This window comes from uncultured Alloprevotella sp. (genome assembly GCF_963536905.1).
In the GTDB taxonomy this organism is placed as follows: domain Bacteria; phylum Bacteroidota; class Bacteroidia; order Bacteroidales; family Bacteroidaceae; genus Alloprevotella.
The window spans coordinates 19,027-43,334 of record NZ_CAUTBW010000010.1; the positions used below are offsets into that span (position 1 = coordinate 19,027).

Sequence of the window (24,308 nt, forward strand, 5' to 3'; positions counted from 1 at the left end):
GTAATTGCAAAAGAAGAAAGCCTCGACTTCTTTCATAGAAGTTGAGGCTTTAAGTGATAATAATAAGTCAACTAAAATTAGTCGAGCTGAGCAAGTTTATTTTCAGAACCCAGAACTTCTTTAATCTTGTGTTCGTAGAGTTCAATCATGAGGTCGCGTGCAGGACCACAATACTTACGTGGGTCGAATTCACCTGGTTTCTCAGCAAACACCTTGCGTACTGCTGCAGTGAAAGCAAGACGAGAGTCAGAGTCGATATTGATCTTGCAAACAGCGCTCTTAGCTGCCTTACGAAGTTGCTCCTCGGGGATACCAACTGCATCAGGAAGTTTGCCACCGTTAGAGTTAATCATATCAACATACTCCTGAGGAACAGAAGAAGAACCATGAAGCACGATGGGGAAACCAGGAAGTTCCTTCATAATGTCATCGAGGATGTCGAAAGCCAAAGGAGGAGGAACGAGAAGACCTGTCTTCGGATCACGAGTACACTGTTCAGGCTTGAACTTGTAAGCACCATGAGAAGTACCGATAGAAATCGCGAGAGAGTCAACTCCCGTACGCTTTGTGAAGTCGATAACTTCTTCGGGACGAGTGTAGTGGCTTTCTTCAGCAGCAACTTCATCTTCTACACCTGCCAAAACGCCAAGTTCACCTTCTACTGTTACATCGAACTGGTGCGCATACTCAACAACCTTCTTTGTCAGAGCGATATTCTCCTCATAAGGCAGAGAAGAACCATCGATCATAACGCTAGAGAAGCCCATATCTACACAACTCTTGCAAAGTTCGAAGCTATCACCATGGTCTAGGTGAAGAGCGATTTCTGGATGGTTGCAACCAAGTTCCTTTGCATATTCAACAGCTCCCTGTGCCATATAGCGCAGAAGAGTCTGGTTGGCGTAGTTACGAGCACCTTTGGAAACCTGAAGGATTACCGGGCTCTTGAGTTTGCTGGATGCAGTGATGATAGCCTGCAACTGCTCCATATTATTGAAGTTAAATGCAGGAATAGCGTAACCGCCATTGATGGCTCTCTTAAACATCTCACGGGTGTTAACGAGGCCTAAATCTTTGTAGCTAACTGCCATAATAGTAAGTTATTTAATTAAAATGAATTACAATCTTCTTTTCTAAACGTTGCAAATTTACTTTTTCTTTTTTGCATAAGGAAATTAGAGGCAATTTATTTAGAACCTACGAAAAAGAAATCATGCATAGCTGCTTTGTTTATTAAGTATAAATAGTCTATTTTGTATATCAGAGTTACCAAAACACTCATGGTATTTCAACGAAACTTTGTCCTGTCCATTCATATCGAATCGGATGCAAACAGGTTGCAGCATCTTTTGCGTCATCGAGCGGAAGAGCTTCAAGTGAAACAGCATAAGTAAGCACACTCATTTTAGCATCCCAATGTAAATATACACTTGGAGTTTGCAGAATTCTTTTCAGTTCATCAAGACGTACTATTGAAAGTTCCTTATTATCCATCCAAAAGTTGTCAAGACGAACTAAGGGAAAAGGCGGATATATCTGGTGCCATTGCGTGTCGAAAAAATAAATACGACTAGACTTAGTGCCTGCTGTTATCGTGTGAATAACAGCATAAAAAGGGTCTTGCTCCCAACCATTACCCTCTGCATCAGGAACAAGATTATACAAACGTTTTAGTTCCCAAGAACTTACTTCTGTGAGTTGTACTCCAACATAGTCGCTATCTTTTTCCACCATTAGTGTGCGCCCTCCAAAAGAATTTTCAGCCTCAGCCTTCATCTTATAATTATATAAATCCAGAAGATTGAGCCGTTCGGCTTCTTCGAGCAAAGGCAAATACTTTTTGGGGACAGAAACAAAAATACTATCGATGGACTGCGCTTGCAGTTCACCGGCAAAAATCAGGAAGAAGAATATAATAAGTTGTCTCATTTCGGGGCGAAGATACAAATTTTCTTTAGCAAGATTTGCCAATACAAGAGAAAGTTGTAATTTTGCGTTCGATTCGACCATTACACAAGTGTTACCAACATTTGAAAATAATAAAATAGCTATAGCAAAATGAAAAAAGGTATTCATCCCGAGAACTATCGTCCAGTTGTTTTCAAGGACATGAGTAACGGCGATATGTTTCTCTCTCGCTCTACTGCAAAGACGAACGACACTATTGAGTTCGAAGGCGAGACTTATCCCGTAGTTAAGTTGGAAATCTCCAGTAGCTCACATCCTTTCTATACTGGTAAGAGCAAGCTCGTCGACACTGCAGGACGTGTTGATAAGTTCATGAGCCGCTACGGCCGTGCATCTAAGAAGTAATTCGCGGTTACTACTTAGCACAAACAAATAACAAGGAGCGTGTCGAATTTCGATGCGCTCTTTCTTTTTCTCTACTTGCTTCACAAAAACATGATTTTAGAATCTATTCGTATCGGGCTCATCGGAGTGGGACAGCGTGGGATGAAAACTCTTGAACGCTATGCCTTCATACGCCATGCTCAAGTTTGCGCAGTGGCAGATACCCACGAGGAGCGACTAACTATGGCCAACAATCTGCTCAAAGAGCAAGGACGAGAAGCTGCAAAAGAATACTCCGGAAAACACGCCTGGAAGAAGATGTGTGAAGCAAAAGACATCAATCTCATTTATATTTGTACGGATTGGAGCTCACATACGCAGATGGCGGTATATGCTATGAAACAAGGCAAGGATGTAGCAGTAGAAGTTCCTGCGGCCACTACTGTAGAAGAATGTTGGCAACTCGTGGATACTGCTGAGCAAACAGGGCGGCATTGTTTCATGACAGAAAACTGCTGTTACGACCGTTTTGCTTTAGCCACTCTCGAGATGAAACGGAGAGGTCTGTTTGGAGAACTAACCCACTGTGAAGGAGCCTATATCCATACTTTAAATATTGCGGAACATGATTGGATGGAGAAAACATACAAACAACATGGTGGCAATCCCTACCCGACTCATGGCCTAGGTCCTATCGGTTGGCTATTGAATCTACATCGCGGCGACCGTTTGGACTATCTTGTTTCCATGACCTCACAGCCTGGACAAATAAACACCACGCTCTTAAAGACCATAAAAGGGATAAGCATATTCTTACAACTCGATGTATGCACATATCGCCCCTACAATCGTTTGCAAACAATCTGTGGTACAAAAGGTTTTTCTCAAAAGTATCCTGTTCCCACACTGCAATTTGGGGAAACCAAAGTGCTCGTAGGTGACAAAGCTTTAGAGGAAGCAAAAAAGTATGAAATAAGTGATGCTTCCTTGCGTTGGCTTCAAGGACAGAAATTAGGTGTCCCAAACGAAATGAATTATGCGATGGACAGCCGCCTCATCCACTGTTTACGACATGGACTTCCACTAGACATTGACGTGTATGATGCTGCCGAATGGTCATGTATTGCAGAACTTTCACAAATCTCAGCACAAGAAGGTAGTCGTCCCATAGAAATCCCGGATTTCACACGCGGCCGCTGGAAAGAATTTTCTCCACACAAATTCTTTTAATAAAAAGATTGAAAATAGAAAATACTCAACTATCTTACAACTATCAGCGCGTGCCTATATATAGGCATATCATCCCCAATAGGACAAGCAGTAAGTCGAAACATTTGGCCCTCAAATTCTTTTCATGAAAAACAAAAGCACCAAAAAGAAAGCTCACCAATACACTACTACGGCGAACCATTGAAACGACAGAAATCATAGCACCAGGCAAACTAAGGGCATAAAAGTAGGCCAGATCAGCAGCAGTAAGAAAAAGAGAGATACAAACAATTGACCAACGCCAATGAAAAGGTGTTGTACGCTTTCGTAGAGGTAACCAAAGGAAAACCATTACTCCCCCCATAAGAAGCATCTGATAAAAATTATACCATCCCTGCACAAAGAGTTTGTCAAGATGTATAGTGACCATTAAATATTTGTCATATAGTCCACTGACAGCCCCTAAAATCGCCGCCAAAGCAAGAAGAAGAATCCAACGATTATGGCTAAAATTGATTCCTTCTTTCTTTCCACTCCTACTAAGAAGGAAACAGGATAAAATTGCAAGTAGAACACCACCCCATTGCCACAAGTTAAGAGTTTCTCCAAAGACCAATAAAGCGCCAATTAATGTCATAATGGGCCGTGTCGCATTTATGGGCCCCACGATGGTAAGAGGCAGATGCTTAATGGCATAATACCCACAAATCCAACTACTAAGCACAATAAAGGCCTTTAGGATTACATAAAAATGGGCACTACTTCCTAGTTGCGGAACGAAGTAAGATTCTGTAGGAACGATCCACCCCACAGCTGAGCCTATGATAAAGGGAAAGAATAGACAGTTGCACACTACTGTATTTATCACTAACACAGGAATAACAGCATTGTCACGTAAAGAGAGTTTCTTGAAAACATCATAAAAGCCTAATAATGCAGCAGAAAGAAACGCAAATAGAATCCAAAACATTACAATCAGAGATAGGGATATTGAATATCAACAAGAAAGAGTGCATTTCCAGGCACGGAATCAGCAGCTGCACAACGATCTTTACGAGCTATGACTTCCTCAAATTGGGCCAGTGTCATACGCCCACGCCCCACTTCAATAAGTGTTCCCACAATGGCACGAACCATATTACGCAAGAAACGATCGGCTGTAATTTCAAACCGCCAAAGATCTTCATCCACTTGTTTCCATTCTGCTATTTGAACTCGACAATTATTTGTTTTGGTATCCGTATGTACTTTACTGAAACTAGTAAAATCAATAACATTGAGAAGCAGAGATGCTGCTTTATTCATTAAATCAAAATCAATCGGACCATTAAATCGAGTGGCAAAATCTCTATAAAAAGGATTTTTATCTTGATAAATAAAATAATGATAAGTACGTGCTGTTGCATCAAAACGAGCATGAGCATCATCAGCAACAAGAACAATACGCTGGATCGCAATATCTTCTGGTAGAAAACGATTGAGTTTGTAAGACAACTGTACACCATCTATCTCACAAGTATAATCAAAATGTGCCCACATCATTTTAGCAGACACACCAGCATCAGTACGCCCTGCTCCTGTCGTTACAATTTCTTGTCGCAATATGGTAGACAAAGCATGATTAATTTCTGCCTGCACGGAATGGGCATTAGGCTGTACTTGCCAACCATGATAATTACGCCCATCATATGAAAACTGAATAAAATATCTCATTTGAGAATCACTGGAGAACACGTATTAATTTACATACAATAGTTCTCTACCGATAGGTTTAAAAAAGAAAGCCGCACCAGAAGGTACGGCTATTGTATTGGGAAAAATTTGTTTTGGGGTGAGATTAAGCTTCTGCAGGAGCTTCTGTAGGCTCAACAGTTTCAGCTGCAGGTGCAGTTTCTTCAACTACAGACACAGCTTCAGAGCCTTCAGCAACTACTGTAAAATGAACTTCTACTTCTACATCTTTGTGGAGCTTAACAACAGCCGTGTGAGGACCTACCGTTTTTGCATCCTTCATGACGATGATTTTACGGTCGATTTCCAGACCTTGCTTGCCAAGTTCCTCTGCAATAGTAGTAGCATTTACAGAACCATAAGTTGAACCATTAGCACTAACCTTCATTTCAATAGAAATAGGTTTAATACTATTCAATTGTGCAGCCTGAGCCTCAGCGTCAGCCTTAATCTTTGCAATCTTCTTAGCGCGTTGCTTGAGCTCTTCCTCAAGTACCTTCAAAGCAGATTTGCTTGCGATGATAGCCTTACCTGTAGGAATAAGATAATTGCGACCATAACCATCTTTGACAGTTACAACCTCGTCCTTGTAACCAAGGCCGATAATATTTTCCTTAAGAATTACTTGCATAGTCTTGTTCCTCCTTAAATTATTTCATCAAATCTGTTACGAAGGGGAGCAGAGCCAAATGGCGTGCTCTCTTAACTGCCTGAGCAACACGACGCTGATACTTCAGAGAAGTTCCAGTAATGCGGCGAGGCAGAATCTTACCTTGTTCGTTCAAGAACTTCTTGAGGAACTCAGGATCCTTGTAGTCAATGTACTTAATACCGCTCTTTTTGAAACGGCAATACTTCTTTTTCTTAACGTCGATTGACGGGGCGTTCAAATAACGGATTTCACTTTGTGCTTGTGCCATTCTTTAGTCCTCCTTTAATTTACTTGTTACGACGCTTTTCTGCGTACTGAGCTGCATACTTGTCAAGTTTCACCGTGAGATAACGGAGCACACGCTCGTCACGACGATAAGCAACTTCCAGTCTCTCTATCACCTCAGGTTCTGCTTTGAACTCGAGGAGAGTATAGAAACCAGTGGATTTCTTTTGAATGGGATAAGCCATTTTCTTCATACCCCAGTTCTCTTCGTTCAGGAGTTCTGCCCCCTTTTCGGTGAGCAAAGCCTTGAACTTTTCTACCGTCTCCGTCATCTGTTGTTCAGACAACACGGGAGTCAAGATGAAGACGGTCTCGTACTGATTTGTCATACGTTTAATAATTTAATTAATTGATTTATGCTAAAAAGCGCTGCAAAATTACAACATTATTTCGACATTACAAAATATTCTTTCGTTATTCATCCTGTTCTTCAGATTTCAAATATCATTCAAGTTAAAACAAAGAATCTCACACATGAACAGACCAATGAAAGTCTGCCTGTATGAGATTCTCATTATATATAAAACTCTAAAAGAGTCAGATTTAGAGTAGAAGATTATTCCCACCCAAGAGCAGAAGCACCCAAAACTGCGGCTTCAGAACCATTCAAGGAACTAACAAGCAGATGGGCCTTACCGCGATATGTCATCAAGCTATTCTCCTCATAAGCTTTAGCTATTGGATCCATGAGCCAGTGACCTGCTTTTATTAATCCGCCAAAGAATATAAAGGCCTCAGGAGCATTAAACAAAGCAAAGTTTGCACAAGCTTGACCTAAAATACGGCCAGTAAAATCAAAGATATCTTTTGCTACTTTCTCGCCAGCTTCTGCTGCTTTAAATACATCGAAACTCGTAATATCCTCAGGCTTTAAATCCCTCAACATACTTGGTTCGTCAGTGCTTTCTAGCATCAAACGTGCAGTACGTGCTACACCTGTAGCAGAACAATAAGTTTCCAAACAGCCTTTACGGCCACAACCACAGACACGAGCTTCTATGGAACGATCAACAATTGCATGACCTAATTCACCCGCAAATCCATCAGAACCATAAACGACATTTCCATCGACGACAATGCCAGAACCGACTCCTGTGCCAAGGGTTATCATAATGAAGTTCTTCATACCACGAGCTATACCATATGTCATTTCGCCCAGTGCTGCTGCGTTTGCGTCGTTTGTTACGCGTACAGGAACACCTAATGCCTCCTCAAAAAGAGAAGCAATAGGTACAGTACCTCTCCAGGCCAAATTAGGAGCATTTTCAATATTTCCTGTATAAAAATTCGCATTGGGGGCACCAATTCCCATACCTTTTACAAACTCAATACCGCCAATCAAATCTAATGCGGGTTGCAAAGCTTCAACTGCAGCTTTAACGTAATCATTTACATCGGGATAAGCCTTTGAACTAATTACCGTTTGAGCTTTTATTGTACCTCGTTGATCAACAACGCCAAAAACAGAATTTGTTCCGCCCATATCAAGACCAATCACGTATGGTTTCTCAAAATCCTCTGCCATAATTATCGTAGTATTTTTATTTGTTTAAATAAGTTGGTTATGTAATATTTACTTTGCAAAAGTACAATTTTAAAATAACTCGCAAAATTTTTCTTCTTTTTTTTATCCCTTAATAAAAAAAATCATATGCTTTACACTTCCTACTCACGTTTCTAATCACACACCAAATACGAATCAGACTTTAAGATACAATCATTTAATTTTGCGGTCTGATTATATTGAAGTAACTTTGCACCTGCAATGGATATTTTTGCAGATTTCATAGGTATTTTTCAATTAATGGTGAAGGGGCTTCTTATTGGCATCTTTGCCTCTGCTCCTATGGGTCCTGTAGGTATCCTTTGTATTCAGCGAACTATGCGCAAAGGAAAGCATTATGGAATGGCGACAGGGGCTGGTGCAGCCATTAGTGATATCTTCTATGCACTTATGACGGGGTTTGGCATGTCGTTTATGATGGATTTCATTGACGATCAGCGCAATCTTTTCTGGCTAAAGCTCGTTGGTTCAATAATGCTTTTACTCTTTGGTATCTGGACACTCCAATCTGACCCAAAGAAAATTGTTCGTCCACCACAAAATAGTAAAGGGAAAGGGACGCTTTTTCATAATTTCCTTACGGCCTTTTTTCTTACTATCTCAAATCCTCTCATTATCTTTTTATTCATAGCACTCTACAATATGCTAACATTTGTCATCCCAGATCAACCTCTGATGATGTGTGTAGGCTACATAAGTATCATGGTAGGAGCTATGATGTGGTGGTATGGACTCACTTATGTTCTCACAAAAGCCAAGAAGAGTTTTGGAGTACGTGGTATAATTAGGCTCAACCAAACAATTGGATGGGTTGTTGTTATTGTAGCTGTCAGCTACGCTTGTATGACAATTTTCCACCTGTCACTCTATTAAATTTTCTATTATGATTATTGCCAACAAGCTCCGTTCTTCAAACCGCGCGGAATATCTTCTCTATATGTGGCAAGTGGAAGATATCCTTCGTGCCTACCAATGTAACATTGATCGTATCAAGAGTGAATACTTGAATCGCTTTACTCTCACGCCTGAACAAGAAAAAGAAGTGGAAGAATGGTACAGAAATCTTTGCGAGATGATGATCAGTGAGGGGAAAAGAGAAAAAGGACATCTCCAAATCAATTGCAACACACTAGAGGGACTTATAGAAATCAATGCTCAACTATTGAAGTCTGAAAAGTTTCCTTACTATAAGAGTATGTATTATCGCGTTCTGCCTTATGTGATAGAAATTAGGGCTAAAGGAGAGAAGAAAGAAAAAAACGAAATAGAAACTTGTTTCGACATTCTCTATTGTACAATGTTGCTACGACTTCAGCACAAAGAGATTTCCGCCGAGACTCAAAAAGCAGTAACGGATATTTCGACACTGCTGGGACAACTATCCGACTATTTTCTAAAAAATCAAAAAGAAGCAATAGATTTCTAATATGAACATATTAGTTACAGGGAGCAATGGGCAGTTAGGTTCTGAAATTCGGCTTCAAGCACCACTTCACAAAGACTGGCATTTCTTTTTTACCGATGTTGAGGAACTCGATATTACAAAGCCTAAAGAGATTCAGACCTTTATTCAGATAAAGAAAATCAACATTATTATTAACTGTGCAGCTTTTACAGCGGTTGACAAAGCAGAAAGTCAAGAAGAACTTTGTGATCTACTAAACCATAAGGCTCCAGGTTATCTAGCAGAAGCTATTCAGAAAGTAGGAGGTTCGCTCATTCATATCTCTACAGATTATGTTTTTGATGGAACGAACCATATTCCTTACAAAGAAGATTTCCCAACTTGTCCTAATAGCGTTTATGGGTGCACAAAACTAAAAGGAGAAAAAGCTGTCATAACAGCTTGTCCTAGTGCTATCATCATTCGTACAGCATGGCTTTACTCCATTTTCGGCAATAACTTTGTGAAAACAATGATACGCCTAGGCAAGGAGAAAGAAGAATTAGGAGTCATCTTCGATCAAATCGGCACACCTACTTATGCTGCAGATTTAGCAAAAGTTATTTTAGATATCATAGAAAAGAGTCCTATCCCTGGCATCTATCACTTTTCGAACGAAGGAGTTTGTTCCTGGTACGACTTTACAAAAACTATACATCGGTTGGCTGGCATAAAAGATTGCCACATTAAGCCTCTCCACACAGAAGAATATCCTACACCTGCAAAACGTCCACATTATTCCGTTTTAGATAAAACTAAAATTAAAGACACCTTTGATATAGAAATTCCTTGGTGGGAAGATTCTCTCAAGATATGTATCGATAAACTGAAAAAATAACAGAACACACAACGCACCATATATATAATAATGAATCAGGAAATTGAACGCAGGCGAACATTCGCCATTATTTCCCATCCAGATGCGGGTAAAACGACACTAACTGAAAAGCTTCTACTTTTCGGTGGCCAAATTCAAGTAGCTGGCGCTGTCAAGAACAATAAGATTAAAAAGTCTGCTACATCGGATTGGATGGAAATAGAGAAACAACGTGGTATCTCTGTAACCACTTCTGTGATGGAGTTCGATTATGAGGGCTACAAAGTTAACATCCTCGACACTCCAGGTCATCAAGACTTTGCCGAGGACACGTTCCGCACACTAACAGCTGTCGATAGTGCAATCATTGTCGTTGACAGTGCAAAAGGTGTAGAAAATCAGACACGTAAATTGATGACGGTTTGCCGTATGCGCAAGACGCCAGTAATCATTTATATAAACAAGATGGACCGTGAAGGTCGTGACCCTTTTGATCTTCTTGATGAACTTGAACAAGAGCTGCAAATAAAAGTTCGCCCACTTTCTTGGCCAATCAATCAAGGACAGCGATTCAAGGGCGTCTATAATATCTATGAACAGAAACTCAATCTTTTCACTCCCGACAAACAGCACATCACAGAAAAGGTAGAAGTTGATATTCACTCTGATGAACTTGAAAAGCACGTTGGACAAGCTGATGCAGAAAAGTTACGTGAAGATCTCGAAATGGTAGATGGTGTTTATGATGAATTCAATCGCACAAACTACCTTAATGCTGAGGTTGCACCTGTTTTTTTTGGTTCTGCTCTCAACAATTTTGGCGTGAAAGAATTGCTCGATTGCTTTGTAGAGATTGCTCCTAGCCCTCGCCCTACTCAGGCTGAAGAGCGACAAGTAGTGCCCGATGAACCTAAGTTCACAGGTTTTATCTTCAAGATTACAGCAAATATCGACCCTAACCATCGCTCTTGTATTGCTTTTTGCAAAATTTGTAGTGGCAAGTTCACACGAAATATGCCCTATCTCCATGTGCGACAAGGCAAAATGGTACGTTTCTCCTCCCCTACTCAATTCATGGCGCAGCGCAAAAGCACCATTGATGAGGCATGGCCAGGTGACATCATTGGTTTGCCCGACAATGGGATTTTCAAAATTGGCGACACACTGACAGAAGGAGAAAATCTTCATTTCCGTGGCCTCCCCAGCTTCTCTCCAGAAATGTTCAAATACATAGAAAATGCTGACCCGATGAAAACAAAGCAACTTAACAAAGGTATCGAGCAGTTGATGGACGAAGGTGTTGCACAGCTATTTGTAAACCAGTTTAATGGACGAAAAATCATCGGCACAGTAGGACAACTTCAATTCGAGGTTATTCAGTATAGATTGGAAAACGAATATAATGCAAAATGCAGATGGGAACCGATTTCACTCTACAAAGCGTGCTGGATAGAAAGCGATGATGAAGCAGAACTTGAAAAGTTCAAACAACGCAAATATCAATATATGGCAAAAGATCGTGAGGGACGCGATGTATTCCTCGCTGATTCTAGCTATATGCTCACTATGGCACAACAAGATTTCGAACACATTAAGTTTCACTTTACAAGTGAGTTCTAAAACTTATTATACTCACAAACAAAACACGGACGCTTCTTTTGACTGCGCCCGTGTTTCATATTTATAATAGCGGGATTATTCATATTCAGTATAGCTATGGCAATCTACATATCAATCAAATATTTATTCAAAGGAAAAACATAAAATGCCCTCTGAAAAATAAGAAGTTCGTTTCATCCCATCCCCCAAACGAAAGATATAAGAGGAAAGAAAATTCTTATCCATTTAGAAAGAAATACTTCTATTTCGTTATATGTGATCTCGCATACGTTCAATGCAGTAGAAGCTACTTGATTACGGGCAATAAATAATTATCCCACTTTGTCATATTGCTTTTTTAATGTAATTTCGCGCAACCACTTTTGACTTCTATGAGTAACAAGAAATTTCAGAAAACGACATCAGAAGAGAGAGCTCTTCTTGAGCGTCCCAGACCGCTTCCTCGCGAATGGCAGGAAGATATTCGGCAAGCCGTTGAAGTAATGAACCGTGGCGGTATTATTCTCTATCCCACTGATACCATTTGGGGATTGGGTTGCGATGCCACTAATGAGGAAGCTGTCAAAAAGATCTATGAAATCAAACACAGAGTTGATTCTAAAGCACTCATTACTCTTGTCGACTCCGAAGCAAAAGTACAGTTCTACGTTCGTGAGGTACCCAATGTGGCTTGGGACGTTATAGAACTCAGCACAAAACCCACAACGATTATTTACGATGGAGCGCGCAATCTTGCAGCTAATTTGTTAGCCGAAGACGGTAGCGTAGGCATTCGCATTACAAAAGAGCCTTTTAGTAAGCAGCTATGTTTTCGCATGAAGCGAGCAATTGTTTCCACCTCTGCTAATATCAGCGGAGAACCCTCTCCCCATAAATTTCGTGACATTTCTGATGAAATTTTAGACGCAGTTGATTACGTATGCACCAGCCGCCGTAGCGAGAAAAGTAATCCGCCAGCCTCAAGTATTATCAAATTAGGAGCAGGCGGTCTGGTGAAAGTCATTCGCAGATAACCTCATTTGAGTTGCCATTTATGGAAATTATCCTCAAAAGCTTTAACATCTGGAGAGAGAAGCACCTCAGTGCACGCCAATTTCTGCTCTTGCTAGCATTCCTTGCTGGCATAGGCGCAGCTCTGGCTGCACAGTTCCTCAAGTGGCTTATCAGTGAAATAGAATTTCTACTCACCTATCAATTCGACACTACTCGAGCGCAGTGGCTCTATCTTGTCTATCCGATTATTGGCATCCTGCTAACGGCACTCTTTATTAAGTATGTCGTCAAAGACAACATTGGGCACGGTATCACGAAGATTCTTTATGCCATCAGTCGGCAGCGCGGACACATTAGGCAGCACAACTGTTGGTCGAGTGTCATTGCTTCAAGTATAACAATTGGCTTTGGTGGCTCTGTTGGAGCTGAGTCACCTGTCGTGCTGACGGGCGCAGCAATAGGCTCCACCTTGGGAAACACATTCAAATTGGACCATCGTACCTTAATGATACTGGTGGGGTGTGGTGCATCGGCTGCCATTGCTGGCATCTTTAAGGCACCTATTGCTGGCGTAGTTTTCACATTGGAAGTTTTGATGTTGGATATGACGATGTCTTCTATCGTTCCGCTTCTGATTTCTGCCTTAACTGCAACTTGCGTCACCTATTTTCTAACAGGTACGGAAGCAATGTTCAATTTCCACCTCAATGCTCCCTTTGTGGTAGAGCGTATTCCTACCTCTATATTGCTCGGCATCGTTTGCGGCTTACTATCACTCTACTTCACTAGAGCTATGAGTTCCTTTGAACAAGTGTTTGGACGCATCAATAATCTATACTATAAGGTAGCACTTGGAGGTATAACCCTAGCTATCCTCATTTATTTCTTTCCTTTGCTTTATGGTGAAGGCTATGAAACAATTAGCCATATCATCAATGCCAAGAGTCTAACAGACTTAGATAGACTGATGAACAACTCTCTCTTTTATGGACATCCAGAGCTATTATTACTTTATCTATCACTCACTATCATCGTAAAAGTGTTTGCTACCACGGCTACAAATGGTGGCGGTGGTTGTGGCGGTACTTTTGCCCCTAGTCTCTTCTTGGGGTGCTTAATGGGCTTTGTATTCTCCTGCGGTTGGAACGAGTTTCATCCATTTGACATATATCTACCATTCCAAAACTATGCACTTTTAGGTATGGCAGGTTTGATGAGTGGAGTGTTCCATGCACCATTGTTAGGCGTATTCCTCATTGCAGAGCTAACAGGGGGATATGATATGTTTGTTCCACTACTTATTGTAAGTGCTGTATCCTTCATCACTATCAATATTTTTGAGAGGCATAGTATATACGCCATTCGTCTTGCTCGTCGAGGCGATTTGCTCACGCACCATATAGACCAAAGTATCTTAACATTGATGTCTCTAGAATCTGTTATAGAGAAAGAACGCCCCACGTTCTCTCCCGACACTCGATTGGGGCAAATAGTACAAACCATCTCAACCACAGGAGGAGAAGATTTTGCTGTAACAGACCGAAAAGGTACACTATTAGGAATCATCAACTTGCGCAAAATCCGCAAATTTATTTTCCGTAGCGAGCTCTATCGTCTCTACACTGCTGAACAACTCATGCAACAACCTGCTGCCGTTCTAAATGTGGACGATACGATGCAAACCGTCATGGACAAATTTCAAGGTAATGAGGCAGAAGTTCTTCCCGTCCTCCGAGCTAATCATACGTTTGCAGGTTTTGTATCAAAGACTCATGTTTATAGCTCTTACCGACAACTCATCAAAGATTTCTCACAAGAATAATAATGACAAAAGAAGATTTAAGAATCGTATATATGGGCACTCCCGATTTTGCTGTGGAGAGTCTACGTCGCCTTGTGGAAGGTGGCTATAATGTTGTGGGAGTGATCACTATGCCCGACAAGCCTATGGGGCGTCATCAGGATCAACTCTCGCAATCGGCGGTTAAGAAATATGCCGTAGAGCACGGATTAAGGCTGCTCCAACCTGTGAAACTGAAAGATCCTAACTTTATTGAAGAGCTTCGTTCACTAAAAGCGGACTTGCAAATTGTAGTAGCATTCAGAATGCTACCTGAAATAGTATGGGCTATGCCACGCTTAGGAACGTTCAACCTCCATGCTTCACTCCTTCCGCAATATCGCGGAGCAGCCCCTATAAACTGGGCTGTTATCAACGGCGACACTGAAACAGGCATCACTACCTTCTTCCTTCAGCAGGAAATTGATACGGGGAATATCATCCAGCAAGTGAAAGTTCCCATTCTCGATACAGATAATGTAGAGGATGTACACGACAAACTCATGGTACTGGGTGGCAATCTCGTATTAGAAACAGTCGACAATATCATAGCCGATAATGTGCGTCCCATTCCTCAAGATCAGTTCGCCTCTGAAAAGCCTTTACGCCCAGCTCCAAAAATTTTCAAAGAAACCTGTAAAATTGATTGGACATGCGGTGTTAAGCGCAGCTATGATTTCATTCGTGGTCTCTCCCCCTATCCTGCAGCTTGGACTACTCTTGTAGCTAATGGAAAAGAGCAGATGCTGAAAATATTCAAGACCGAAAAAGAATTTTGCTCTCCCACAGATCCTATTGGTACAGTTGTTTTGGACGGAAAGAAATCTATGAAAGTTGCCCTCGAAGATGGCTACTTAAACCTGTTAGAAATCCAACTTGCTGGTAAGAAACGCATGCATGCTGAAGATTTTCTCCGTGGTTTCCATGCAGAAGACGTTTTTGTAAAATAGAATCTTAGTTTGACAAAGCAAAGGAATATTCTACAAAGAATAGATGAAGGCTACAATCACTCCACAGATTGTAGCTTTTATTATCTACGAAGCAAGTATATTAACGTTGTTGGTTGATATTTATAGCCCTCGAAAGCATTTCCTATCGTTCGAGGGCTATTATTAAGAAAAACACAACAGTGTGTTACTGTGTGATATTTTACAATCCTTTTGCTGTTAAGAGAGTATCCATTTGTTGCTGGAGCTCCTGAGCTTTTTGGGCAGCTACTTCGGCATAGTCCTCTTCTGAACTTGCATAGATGATACCGCGAGAGGAATTGACAAGGAGGCCACACTCGGAAGTCATACCGTATTGGCATACTTCTTCAAGACTTCCACCTTGAGCTCCTACACCTGGAACAAGCAGAAAATTATTTGGCGCAACACGCCGAATGTCTTCAAAGAGACGACCTTGGGTAGCACCAACAACATACATCATACGGTCAGCATCTGCCCATTGCTGGCTGACGCGGAGCACTTTTTCAAACAAACGTTCGCCATGACAATCCTCCGTTAATTGGAAATCGTGACTACCTTTATTGCTCGTCAGCGCTAAAAGTATGACCCATTTGTCGGGATATTGCAAAAATGGTGTAACACTGTCTTCTCCCATATAAGGAGCGACAGTCAGGGCATCAACATTCATCTCTTCAAACATCCCACGAGCATACATCGCACTCGTGTTACCAATGTCCCCACGCTTAGCATCGGCAATGACAAGATGGTTGGGATATTCTGCCTTGATATACTTGATCGTATCTTCTAAAGCCTTCCAACCTTCCAAGCCAAAGCATTCATAAAAAGCTAAGTTTGGCTTGTATGCCACGCAGTATGGAGCAGTAGCATCAATTATAGTTTTGTTGAAAGTAAAAATAGGGTTGTCACCTTTCAAGACACACGCGGGCATTTTTTTAAGGTCTGTATCCAGACCTACGCAAAGGAAACTACGTCGCTCGCGTATTTGGTGAATGAGTTGTTGCTTATTCATTTTTATCTTTATGTTTATAGAAGAGTAAATAGCCATGCACAGAAAGGCTCTTATCTTTAGTGTCTAATTTCTTCGATTCAGAATAGAAAGAGATATTAGTAACCAAAAGATTTACATTCTTATGCCGAGTTGGAACGATAAGAGGTTTGATAGGAGTTTGTAACTTGGACCATTTCTTAATATCTGAAAGATGGAAGGGCACAAAGTATTCATGCTCTTTTCCAGCTTCTTCTATAGTTTGAGAAACGACCATTATATCAGTGGTGCGAACGGAATCAGCAACATCACTACTATACACATCAAATGCAGCTATACGTTCTACTCCCGCAGGAATAGTGAAAACATCGCCCTCCACCTGAAAATCATAATTAACGCTTGATGTATCGGCAACTTCTTTATCCCACAAATTAACATCCTTCGTGATAAACTCTTTTACTGCCGAAGAACCAATATTATAATGAAGATAGCTCAGTTTTTCCACCAACATACTATGCTGCTCATAAGGAAGCGTTTTCACATAAGTATCTAAGGCTTCATCATCCATCGGTAATTTTGGTTTCTTCACGCTATTCTCGATGATTTCTCTCACCTGACTCGCCAGTACACGCTGTGTAACATTCACAAAATTCCAAGGTCCAACAGAGGAAAGCACAAAAAGAATGCTGAAAGATAGCAAAATAGCCTTGATTTTCAGCGAGCGTGTAAAGATGAGATACACACAGATGCCATAACACCAAAGATTGAAAAGCAGGAGATAAAGGCGCATGTAAGTAATACCGTAATCGTTTAGACGCTTCGCTATTCCCACTGTCATTAAAACAAGCAAAGGCAAGATAAGAAGTGGCATCCATCGACAACACAACTTATCAAACTTATTTGGAGTTTCTTGCATCCGCGCTGGATAAAGCAATGTGATAAGTAAGATCACACCTATCACCAAAATGCTAACAGGAACGGAAACCCAGCCAACGGGCAAAGTCCACATCGCAAGAATACGAGCAGCATAAACATAAAGCACAATTGCGTAGATCAGCAAGAGCGGAGCCAACAGAAAGCGTGCAAAAATATTTAGAATCTGAACGGAGTGCAGCGTATAATTGTGCTTTTTCTCTCCATAGGGCTGTTGCAAGAGAAAAAGGAACACAGGCAATAGCAAAGCAGCAATAAAGGAGGTATCAACATATACTTTCCAAGAGATATCTATATTGAATAGTACATCTAGCATCCAATAGAGCAAGGACATTCCTCCCTGAAGTATGCCACCAATAATTATAGATACAATAGCTGTAGCAAGCGTGTAAAACGAAAAGTTCCAATATGGCAAATCATTCTTTGAACGGAAGAAAGAACATACTAAAACGCTCAAACCAAAAGATGTAACTAGTGAGAGATTACTCACAAAATGTTCTACGCTGAAATCAGACACATTATAGAGGTAGATAGCATTAACTACCCAAAGTGCTTGAAGAACTCCAAAGACTGTCCAACGTAACCACTTCCGCCGTACTTCTTCACCCCACAATTGTAAAGAGAGCGACAATACAGCTCCACTACTCAAAAAATAGACAGCAACCTGCCACCAACGTTGTGCTTCCAAATTTTCAATATGGACTCCACATAAGAGTAATACAGCCAACACACAAACCTCGAGTAATGGCAACCAGAAGCGACGCCACAAACGCTGAAGAGATTCGGCCGACAGCATATCCAAGTATTTGTTGATAAACTTAAACATAACTGCTTTTTTAATGGTTAATAATAAATTTACATTTCTGTTTCTTTCAAACGCTCTGCATTCTCCGCCACGATGAGATGATCAATGCAATCTTGAATATCTCCATCCATGAAAGCAGAAAGATTATATATGGTGTAGTTGATACGATGATCCGTGATGCGCCCTTGAGGATAATTATAGGTACGAATCTTGGCTGAACGGTCACCCGTAGAAACAAGCGACTTACGACGATTGGCAATGTCGTCAACATACTTCTGATGCTCGTGGTCGTAGATATAAGTACGCAAACGAGCTAACGCACGCTCTTTATTCTTAGGCTGATCACGCGTTTCGGTACACTCAATCAAAATCTCCTCCACTTCACCCGTATTGGGATTCTTCCAATTGTAGCGCAAGCGCACACCAGATTCCACCTTGTTCACGTTCTGACCACCAGCTCCTGAACTACGGAACGTGTCCCATTTGATTTCACCTTCGTGAATTTCTACATCGAAAGGCTCTGCTTCGGGCAACACGGCCACCGTAGCCGCAGAGGTATGAACACGTCCCTGTGTTTCTGTGGCTGGTACACGCTGAACACGATGTACACCACTTTCATATTTCAGCACTCCGTAGACATCTGCGCCCGTTACTGAAATAACAATTTCCTTGAAACCACCAACAGCTCCTTCTGAGGCAGAACTAACTTCAAAGGTCCATCCCTTTGTCTCGCAAAACTTAGAATACATACGAAAAAGGTCACCAGCAAAGAGCGCAGCCTCATCACCGCCAGTACCAGCACGGATTTCGAGAATGGCATTCTTACCATCTTCTGGATCTTTTGGCACAAGCATCAGCTTTATTTGTTCTTCCAGCTCGGGGATCTGTGCTTCGCACGTAGCCACCTCCTCTCGAGCCATTTCTTTCATCTCTGGATCGCTCTCATTGAGTAAGATATCCTTACTTTCTTCCAGATTCGCCAACAAATGCGCATACTTCTCACGTGCATCCATCAGATCTTCCAAATCTTTATATTCCTTCGTCAAGCGAACATAACGTTGCTGGTCGGCTATGACATTAGGGTCTGTAATGAGTGTTGAGACTTCGTCGAAGCGGCCACGCAGGCCATCGAGCTTCTCAAGTATAGAATTATTTGACATAAGCTGTTATTAGAAAATCTCGGAAGTCTAACGAAGCAGACTATCCGAGATGTTCGAAAATCAATAATTAAACGTGCCGAATTCGCTCTGAATGGTCAAACTGCGTTTGCCATCTTCGATACGGCCAACAATTTGAGCGTCGATATTGAAACTTTTGGAGATTTCAATAACCTTATCAGCATCTTCAGGGGCAAGATAAATCTCAAGGCGATGTCCCATATTGAACACTTTATACATTTCCTGCCAATCCGTTTGACTTTGCTGCTGAATAGCACGGAAGAGAGGAGGAACAGGGAACATATTGTCTTTGATAACACGACAATTTTCGCCAACGAAATGCAACACCTTTGTTTGCGCACCTCCCGTACAATGCACCATACCATGAATGCGCGGACGGAGTTCATCAAGCAAACGCTTCACTACAGGGGCATACGTTCTCGTAGGACTCAGCACGAGTTTTCCTGCATTAACGGGTGCACCATCCACTTCGTCCTCCAAACAGAAAGTCCCGCTATAGACAAGTTCTTCAGGAACAGCATGGTCGTAGCTCTCGGGATATTTCTCAGCCAGATACTTAGCAAAAACATCATGACGGGCACTCGTCAAACCATTAGAGCCCATCCCGCCATTATATTCTTTCTCGTAAGTGGATTGTCCGCAACTGCTCAAACCTACAATAACGTCGCCTGGACGAATATTGGCATTGTCGATAACATCGCTACGCTTCATTCGACACGTTACCGTACTGTCCACAATTATCGTACGAACCAAGTCGCCCACATCAGCCGTTTCACCTCCGGTAGCATAAATACCTACGCCCATATCACGCATTTGTTGGAGAAGTTCATCAGTACCATTTATAATGGCACTTATTACCTCGCCAGGAATGAGCATTTTGTTGCGACCTATCGTACTGGAAACAAGTATATTGTCTACCGCGCCCACACAGAGCAAGTCATCCGTGTTCATTATGAGTGCGTCTTGCGCAATACCTTTCCATACGCTCACATCGCCAGTTTCTTTCCAATACAGATAAGCCAAAGATGATTTGGTACCAGCACCGTCAGCGTGCATGATATTACAGTAGTCTGGATCGCCTCCTAAAATATCTGGAATGATTTTACAAAAGGCTTGAGGAAAAAGTCCCTTGTCGATATTCTTAATAGCATTATGTACGTCTTCTTTCATAGCCGAGACGCCGCGAGCCATATAACGATTGTTCATATAATAAATGAAAACTTAGGAAAATTAGAACTCTACTTTCGGTGCATTTTGTGCAGCAGCATCTGCTTCAAACTTATTCTTTGTTTGGAAGCCACAAATATTAGCAATGAGGTTAGAAGGAAATGTACGAACCTTCACATTGTAGGATTGAACGGACTCATTATAACGTTTCCGGCTCTCATTGATACGATTCTCTGTTCCCTCCAATTGTGCTTGTAATTCCATAAAATTTTCGTTAGCCTTGAGTTGGGGATAGTTCTCGCTAACGGCAATGAGTTTGCCGAGTGCACTTCCCAGCTCGCCTTGCGCAGCTTGATACTCCTTGAGCTTCTCAGGCGTCAAGTTCTCTGGATTAACCGTGATTTGAGTTGCCTTTGCACGTGCTTCAACCACTTCTTTGAAAGTCTGCTCCTCATGCTTGGCATAACCTTTCACGGTATTTACAAGATTAGGAATTAAGTCAGCTCGACGTTGGTATTGTGTCTGCACATTGGCCCAAGCCGTAGAGACATTTTCATCTTCTTGAACCAATCCGTTGCGCACTATGACTCCCCAAAGCAGACAAAGGCCTATAACAGCCAAGAAAGAGAGCAAAACAATCATGCTCTTCGGTAAAACGCTTATACTTTTCATTTTTGCAATATTTATTTATCGAGTTAATAAGTCTTTTAGAACATAGGAAGATATTGCTCCTCTACAGAAGGGTAAAGCTTTGAAGCCATCCTATCAGAAAGATCCACCAGCACCTCCTCCGCCAAAGGAGCCACCACCAAAGGAACCGCCAGAAAAACCTCCACCGCCTCCGCTACCACTGCCAAGACCACCACCAAAGAAAGGAGGAAAAACAGAAATAGGATGATGATTCCCGTTCCCATTGTTGGGATCTTCGTGTGTATATTCAGTGTGTCCACAAACGGAGCAACGCCACAATGTGCGTATGCGCCATTTCCCATTGACTTTCACATAAGTTTGTTGAACTTTACGCATCTGTCTTTTGCCGCAGTTCGGACATTTTCGTTTAGGCTGGGCTGCCGCGATGAAAGCAAACAGAAGTACTCCTATAAAGATGGCAACAAACGCTCCCATAAGAGGATTTTCCTCTTCCGACTTTTCAGCTTCAAGGCTCTCATCGCCATTCATATACCCCACTAAAGCGTCAACACTCTTCAGCATAGCATTGTCCCAGTCCCCTTTTTTCAAGAGAGGTTTCATTATTCGATTCTCCACACGCGAGCAGATAGCATCGGGTAGAGTTCCTTCCAATCCCTCACCAGTGAGGATATAGAATTTCCTATCCGTTGTTGCCAAAACAATAACAAGCCCTGTGTTTTGCTTTTTACTACCAATGCCATATTTACTCGCCAAGTCCATACCAAACTGATACGCATCGGCATTTTCAACACGCTCTACAGCAACAACGATAGCTTGTACACCACGCGTTTGCTCAAGAGCCACTAATTTTTGATTGATAGAATCTTCTATAGCAGGCGAAAGCACTCCATCAGGATTACACACATGATGAGAAGCATTCTGCAAATAAGGCATCGGAAGGTTTTCGGGCGTCCATACTTCAGCCCGACAGAAAAAAGGTATCAACAAAAGAAGCAAGAGAAGCTTACTTTTTATTGTTGCATAAAAGCGCAAGAAATAAGATGTCTCTTGCGTTGTCGGTAGCTTTTGATAATCCATAAAATGGAATCTATTCTTTTTACGAGTGCTAAGATACGGGAAAATGCAAATACTACCAAATTTTTCCGACCAGCAAAGAGATATAATAGGCGAAAAGAGATATTCAATAATACAAGAATCATAGAAAAATATTACTTTCTCTACTATTTTACTTACCTTTGCGCCCCACTCACCAGTTTCACTTTTGAAAACCCGAATAACTAATTTATAATTTCTTACAAACATCATCATACATGAAAAGAACTTTTCTTTTTGCCCTACTATTAAGTATGGCAACAATGCTTTTGGCGCAAATTCCGAGTGGCTACTACAATACAGCTTCTGGAAAGTCGGGACAAGAACTCAAAACCGCCCTCTTCAAAATTATTGGGCCGCACACCGATGTAGGCTATGGTGGACTCTTCACCGTCTACCAGAAGTCAGACATTCGCCCTGATGGCAAGATCTGGGATATGTATTCTGGCACCACCAATTATTCCATCGACGATCACAATGGAAGTTATAGTAAAGAGGGAGATATGTACAACCGTGAGCACAGCGTACCCCAAAGTTGGTTTCAGAAGGCTTCGCCCATGAAGAGTGACGCTTTCCATGTCGTTCCAACGGATGGATATGTCAATAATCGCCGTGAAAATTTCCCCTTCGGTAATGTTTCTGCACCTACTTACACCTCAAACGGAGGTTTCTCAAAGGTGGGTCGCTGCGCCAATCCTGGCTACTCAGGCACAGTGTTTGAGCCCAACGATGAATACAAGGGCGACTTTGCTCGCATCTATTTCTATATGGCAACGTGCTATGAGAATCGTATCGGCTCTTGGGGAGGCGTTTTTGGAAAAGGCACTTATCCTGGCATTGCTCAATGGGAGCTTGATGTCCTTCTGAAATGGGCCAAGGAAGATCCTGTGAGCAAAAAGGAAATAGACCGCAACAATGCTGTTTACAAGTTCCAGCACAATCGTAATCCTTATGTAGATTTCCCTGGACTTGAGCAATACGTATGGGGAGAAAAGAAGGGCACAAACTTTGACCCTGCCAACTATAACGGATCAACTACGCCCTCTGAAGCAAACGCTCCTGCAGCTCCTGTCTTCAGCCTAGGCAGTGGCGAAGTAGCGGCAAATACTGTTGTTACTATCTCTATTCCAACAGCAGGTTCTACACTCGTCTACACCATTAACGGAGGCAGCGAGCAAACTGCCACATCTACAGTTACATTGACTATCAGTCAGGCGACAACGATTTCTGCTTACACCACAAAAGACGGACACAAGAGTGGCATCATCACGCGCAGTTGGACCGTTGAAAGCATTGCTCCTCAACCTACTGGCGAGAATCTTTGGGTACGCGTAAATAGTGCTTCTCAACTCAAAGCAGGCAGCCGCTACCTCATTGTTTGTGAGGGTGAAAGCCGAGCTATGAGCGCACAGAGTTCTACCGACTATCGCACAGAGACAAACATCTCCTTTGTTGATGGTACGATTCAGACAGAAGTAAATGCTTCTGGCAAACCCTATGCTTTCAAATTGGGAGGCCAGAACAATGCTTGGACACTCCTTGACGAAGTGGACAACGTATATCTCTCACTCGAAGTGGACAAGAATAAAATTAACACGAATCAAAGTGCAACGACCACTTCTGCTCAGTGGACCATTACTCTGACTGGTGGCGACACACGCATTGCCAACGTAGCCAATAATCGTCGCGAAATTCGCTACAACTCTTCAGCTTCGCGCTTCTCCACCTACACGCAAGGTCAACATCCTATTACACTCTATGTTGAAAGCCCCACAACTGGCGTCAATACAATGAGCCTCAACACGAAAGGAGTAAATGTCTACGATACTACAGGCCGTTTGATTCTCCGCAACGTGAATCCTACACAAACCAACTTTAATCTCCCCGCTGGTATTTATATCATTGGTGGTCGCAAGATTATAGTTCGATAAACAGCGTCCTAAATTTTTCTCAAAAACAATCCCCACATCTTTCAGCCGCATAGGCTTTGGATGTGGGGATTTTCATTCTACAGAAAAGGGGAACACTCCCAATCAGAAAATCATATAGCACTGATATACAACAACATAAGCAATGCTAAAA

At 41.8% G+C, this 24,308-nt stretch carries 24 protein-coding genes; 10 read left to right on the forward strand and 14 right to left on the reverse strand.

All coding sequences use genetic code 11. The features are described 5' to 3' along the window. Positions 1-77: 77 nt before the first annotated feature. Together ABLA33_RS02850 and ABLA33_RS02855 are read right to left on the reverse strand one after the other, a co-directional pair. A complete protein-coding gene (locus ABLA33_RS02850; RefSeq protein ID WP_311491248.1) occupies positions 78-1,091 on the reverse strand; it encodes a class II fructose-bisphosphate aldolase in 1,014 nt (337 codons plus the stop codon). Between the two features lie 187 nt (positions 1,092-1,278). After that, positions 1,279-2,076, reverse strand: coding sequence for a DUF3256 family protein (locus ABLA33_RS02855; protein WP_347719165.1), 798 nt, complete (start codon positions 2,074-2,076; stop codon positions 1,279-1,281). Here ABLA33_RS02855 and ABLA33_RS02860 point away from each other — a divergent pair. Together ABLA33_RS02860 and ABLA33_RS02865 are read left to right on the forward strand one after the other, a co-directional pair. Next, positions 2,059-2,313, forward strand: coding sequence for a type B 50S ribosomal protein L31 (locus ABLA33_RS02860; protein WP_009346781.1), 255 nt, complete (start codon positions 2,059-2,061; stop codon positions 2,311-2,313). The genes ABLA33_RS02855 and ABLA33_RS02860 overlap by 18 nt on opposite strands. A gap of 90 nt (positions 2,314-2,403) precedes the next feature. After that, entirely contained in the window at positions 2,404-3,522 is a 1,119-nt protein-coding gene (locus tag ABLA33_RS02865) for a Gfo/Idh/MocA family oxidoreductase (RefSeq protein ID WP_347719166.1), read from the forward strand. Between the two features lie 43 nt (positions 3,523-3,565). Here the strand turns inward: ABLA33_RS02865 and ABLA33_RS02870 are convergent, their stop codons facing one another. The 6 genes from ABLA33_RS02870 to ABLA33_RS02895 all read right to left on the reverse strand — a co-directional run bounded on the left by ABLA33_RS02870 (position 3,566) and on the right by ABLA33_RS02895 (position 7,694). After that, complete coding sequence (locus ABLA33_RS02870) at positions 3,566-4,471, reverse strand: DMT family transporter (RefSeq protein ID WP_347719167.1); 906 nt, start codon at positions 4,469-4,471, stop codon at positions 3,566-3,568. 5 nt (positions 4,472-4,476) lie between these two features. Then, the gene (truA, locus tag ABLA33_RS02875; protein WP_347719168.1) at positions 4,477-5,214 is read right to left on the reverse strand and encodes a tRNA pseudouridine(38-40) synthase TruA; all 738 of its coding nucleotides are present in this window, start codon (positions 5,212-5,214) and stop codon (positions 4,477-4,479) included. A 124-nt stretch (positions 5,215-5,338) separates the two neighbouring features. Continuing rightward, the gene (rplI, locus tag ABLA33_RS02880; RefSeq protein ID WP_311491253.1) at positions 5,339-5,863 is read right to left on the reverse strand and encodes a 50S ribosomal protein L9; all 525 of its coding nucleotides are present in this window, start codon (positions 5,861-5,863) and stop codon (positions 5,339-5,341) included. Positions 5,864-5,882: 19 nt separating this feature from the next. Beyond that, positions 5,883-6,152: a 30S ribosomal protein S18 gene (rpsR, locus tag ABLA33_RS02885; protein WP_009346786.1), complete on the reverse strand. Its 270-nt coding sequence runs from the start codon at positions 6,150-6,152 to the stop codon at positions 5,883-5,885. A gap of 19 nt (positions 6,153-6,171) precedes the next feature. Beyond that, positions 6,172-6,498: a 30S ribosomal protein S6 gene (rpsF, locus tag ABLA33_RS02890; protein ID WP_311491254.1), complete on the reverse strand. Its 327-nt coding sequence runs from the start codon at positions 6,496-6,498 to the stop codon at positions 6,172-6,174. A gap of 227 nt (positions 6,499-6,725) precedes the next feature. After that, positions 6,726-7,694: an ROK family protein gene (locus ABLA33_RS02895; protein ID WP_311491255.1), complete on the reverse strand. Its 969-nt coding sequence runs from the start codon at positions 7,692-7,694 to the stop codon at positions 6,726-6,728. 240 nt (positions 7,695-7,934) lie between these two features. On the opposite strand from ABLA33_RS02895, the gene ABLA33_RS02900 reads away from it, so the two are divergent. From ABLA33_RS02900 to fmt, 7 genes are all read left to right on the forward strand, one after another. Further along, entirely contained in the window at positions 7,935-8,606 is a 672-nt protein-coding gene (locus ABLA33_RS02900) for a LysE family transporter (protein ID WP_311491256.1), read from the forward strand. 10 nt (positions 8,607-8,616) lie between these two features. Further along, the gene (locus ABLA33_RS02905) at positions 8,617-9,159 is read left to right on the forward strand and encodes a DUF4924 family protein (protein WP_311491257.1); all 543 of its coding nucleotides are present in this window, start codon (positions 8,617-8,619) and stop codon (positions 9,157-9,159) included. A gap of 1 nt (position 9,160) precedes the next feature. Continuing rightward, entirely contained in the window at positions 9,161-10,015 is an 855-nt protein-coding gene (gene rfbD, locus ABLA33_RS02910) for a dTDP-4-dehydrorhamnose reductase (RefSeq protein ID WP_347719169.1), read from the forward strand. 30 nt (positions 10,016-10,045) lie between these two features. Beyond that, positions 10,046-11,614 (forward strand): peptide chain release factor 3, encoded by a 1,569-nt coding sequence (locus ABLA33_RS02915; RefSeq protein ID WP_347719170.1) that lies wholly within the window; start codon positions 10,046-10,048, stop codon positions 11,612-11,614. Positions 11,615-11,976: 362 nt separating this feature from the next. Further along, positions 11,977-12,627, forward strand: coding sequence for an L-threonylcarbamoyladenylate synthase (locus ABLA33_RS02920; RefSeq protein ID WP_311490089.1), 651 nt, complete (start codon positions 11,977-11,979; stop codon positions 12,625-12,627). Between the two features lie 20 nt (positions 12,628-12,647). Continuing rightward, complete coding sequence (locus ABLA33_RS02925; protein WP_347719171.1) at positions 12,648-14,429, forward strand: chloride channel protein; 1,782 nt, start codon at positions 12,648-12,650, stop codon at positions 14,427-14,429. Positions 14,430-14,431: 2 nt separating this feature from the next. Then, on the forward strand, positions 14,432-15,397 hold the full coding sequence (fmt, locus tag ABLA33_RS02930) for a methionyl-tRNA formyltransferase (protein WP_347719172.1): 966 nt from the start codon (positions 14,432-14,434) through the stop codon (positions 15,395-15,397). Between the two features lie 199 nt (positions 15,398-15,596). Here fmt and pyrF read toward each other — a convergent pair whose 3' ends face one another. The 6 genes from pyrF to ABLA33_RS02960 form a co-directional block, all read right to left on the reverse strand. Further along, positions 15,597-16,424 carry an orotidine-5'-phosphate decarboxylase gene (pyrF, locus tag ABLA33_RS02935; protein ID WP_347719173.1) on the reverse strand — a complete coding sequence of 276 codons (828 nt, stop codon included), beginning with the start codon at positions 16,422-16,424 and terminating at the stop codon, positions 15,597-15,599. Further along, on the reverse strand, positions 16,417-18,159 hold the full coding sequence (locus ABLA33_RS02940) for a DUF4153 domain-containing protein (protein WP_347719174.1): 1,743 nt from the start codon (positions 18,157-18,159) through the stop codon (positions 16,417-16,419). The genes pyrF and ABLA33_RS02940 overlap by 8 nt, the downstream gene beginning before the upstream one ends. Before the next feature lie 29 nt (positions 18,160-18,188). Then, on the reverse strand, positions 18,189-19,298 hold the full coding sequence (prfA, locus tag ABLA33_RS02945) for a peptide chain release factor 1 (protein ID WP_347719175.1): 1,110 nt from the start codon (positions 19,296-19,298) through the stop codon (positions 18,189-18,191). A 60-nt stretch (positions 19,299-19,358) separates the two neighbouring features. After that, a complete protein-coding gene (locus ABLA33_RS02950; RefSeq protein WP_347719176.1) occupies positions 19,359-20,522 on the reverse strand; it encodes an AIR synthase-related protein in 1,164 nt (387 codons plus the stop codon). A gap of 24 nt (positions 20,523-20,546) precedes the next feature. Beyond that, the gene (locus tag ABLA33_RS02955) at positions 20,547-21,155 is read right to left on the reverse strand and encodes a LemA family protein (RefSeq protein ID WP_347719177.1); all 609 of its coding nucleotides are present in this window, start codon (positions 21,153-21,155) and stop codon (positions 20,547-20,549) included. A gap of 93 nt (positions 21,156-21,248) precedes the next feature. Further along, on the reverse strand, positions 21,249-22,211 hold the full coding sequence (locus tag ABLA33_RS02960; RefSeq protein ID WP_347719178.1) for a TPM domain-containing protein: 963 nt from the start codon (positions 22,209-22,211) through the stop codon (positions 21,249-21,251). A 233-nt stretch (positions 22,212-22,444) separates the two neighbouring features. Between ABLA33_RS02960 and ABLA33_RS02965 the strand changes: the two genes are divergently transcribed. After that, entirely contained in the window at positions 22,445-24,157 is a 1,713-nt protein-coding gene (locus tag ABLA33_RS02965) for an endonuclease (RefSeq protein ID WP_347719179.1), read from the forward strand. Positions 24,158-24,308: the final 151 nt, after the last annotated feature.

Bases quoted from the DNA above. Each gene is read 5' to 3' on its own strand.
- ABLA33_RS02850 (WP_311491248.1), bottom strand. From the start codon at position 1,091: ATGGCAGTTAGCTACAAAGATTTAGGCCTCGTTAACACCCGTGAGATG.
- ABLA33_RS02860 (WP_009346781.1), top strand. From the start codon at position 2,059: ATGAAAAAAGGTATTCATCCCGAGAACTATCGTCCAGTTGTTTTCAAG.
- ABLA33_RS02855 (WP_347719165.1), bottom strand. From the start codon at position 2,076: ATGAATACCTTTTTTCATTTTGCTATAGCTATTTTATTATTTTCAAAT.
- ABLA33_RS02865 (WP_347719166.1), top strand. From the start codon at position 2,404: ATGATTTTAGAATCTATTCGTATCGGGCTCATCGGAGTGGGACAGCGT.
- ABLA33_RS02870 (WP_347719167.1), bottom strand. From the start codon at position 4,471: ATGTTTTGGATTCTATTTGCGTTTCTTTCTGCTGCATTATTAGGCTTT.
- truA (WP_347719168.1), bottom strand. From the start codon at position 5,214: ATGAGATATTTTATTCAGTTTTCATATGATGGGCGTAATTATCATGGT.
- rplI (WP_311491253.1), bottom strand. From the start codon at position 5,863: ATGCAAGTAATTCTTAAGGAAAATATTATCGGCCTTGGTTACAAGGAC.
- rpsR (WP_009346786.1), bottom strand. From the start codon at position 6,152: ATGGCACAAGCACAAAGTGAAATCCGTTATTTGAACGCCCCGTCAATC.
- rpsF (WP_311491254.1), bottom strand. From the start codon at position 6,498: ATGACAAATCAGTACGAGACCGTCTTCATCTTGACTCCCGTGTTGTCT.
- ABLA33_RS02895 (WP_311491255.1), bottom strand. From the start codon at position 7,694: ATGGCAGAGGATTTTGAGAAACCATACGTGATTGGTCTTGATATGGGC.
- ABLA33_RS02900 (WP_311491256.1), top strand. From the start codon at position 7,935: ATGGATATTTTTGCAGATTTCATAGGTATTTTTCAATTAATGGTGAAG.
- ABLA33_RS02905 (WP_311491257.1), top strand. From the start codon at position 8,617: ATGATTATTGCCAACAAGCTCCGTTCTTCAAACCGCGCGGAATATCTT.
- rfbD (WP_347719169.1), top strand. From the start codon at position 9,161: ATGAACATATTAGTTACAGGGAGCAATGGGCAGTTAGGTTCTGAAATT.
- ABLA33_RS02915 (WP_347719170.1), top strand. From the start codon at position 10,046: ATGAATCAGGAAATTGAACGCAGGCGAACATTCGCCATTATTTCCCAT.
- ABLA33_RS02925 (WP_347719171.1), top strand. From the start codon at position 12,648: ATGGAAATTATCCTCAAAAGCTTTAACATCTGGAGAGAGAAGCACCTC.
- fmt (WP_347719172.1), top strand. From the start codon at position 14,432: ATGACAAAAGAAGATTTAAGAATCGTATATATGGGCACTCCCGATTTT.
- pyrF (WP_347719173.1), bottom strand. From the start codon at position 16,424: ATGAATAAGCAACAACTCATTCACCAAATACGCGAGCGACGTAGTTTC.
- ABLA33_RS02940 (WP_347719174.1), bottom strand. From the start codon at position 18,159: ATGTTTAAGTTTATCAACAAATACTTGGATATGCTGTCGGCCGAATCT.
- prfA (WP_347719175.1), bottom strand. From the start codon at position 19,298: ATGTCAAATAATTCTATACTTGAGAAGCTCGATGGCCTGCGTGGCCGC.
- ABLA33_RS02950 (WP_347719176.1), bottom strand. From the start codon at position 20,522: ATGAACAATCGTTATATGGCTCGCGGCGTCTCGGCTATGAAAGAAGAC.
- ABLA33_RS02955 (WP_347719177.1), bottom strand. From the start codon at position 21,155: ATGAAAAGTATAAGCGTTTTACCGAAGAGCATGATTGTTTTGCTCTCT.
- ABLA33_RS02960 (WP_347719178.1), bottom strand. From the start codon at position 22,211: ATGGATTATCAAAAGCTACCGACAACGCAAGAGACATCTTATTTCTTG.
- ABLA33_RS02965 (WP_347719179.1), top strand. From the start codon at position 22,445: ATGAAAAGAACTTTTCTTTTTGCCCTACTATTAAGTATGGCAACAATG.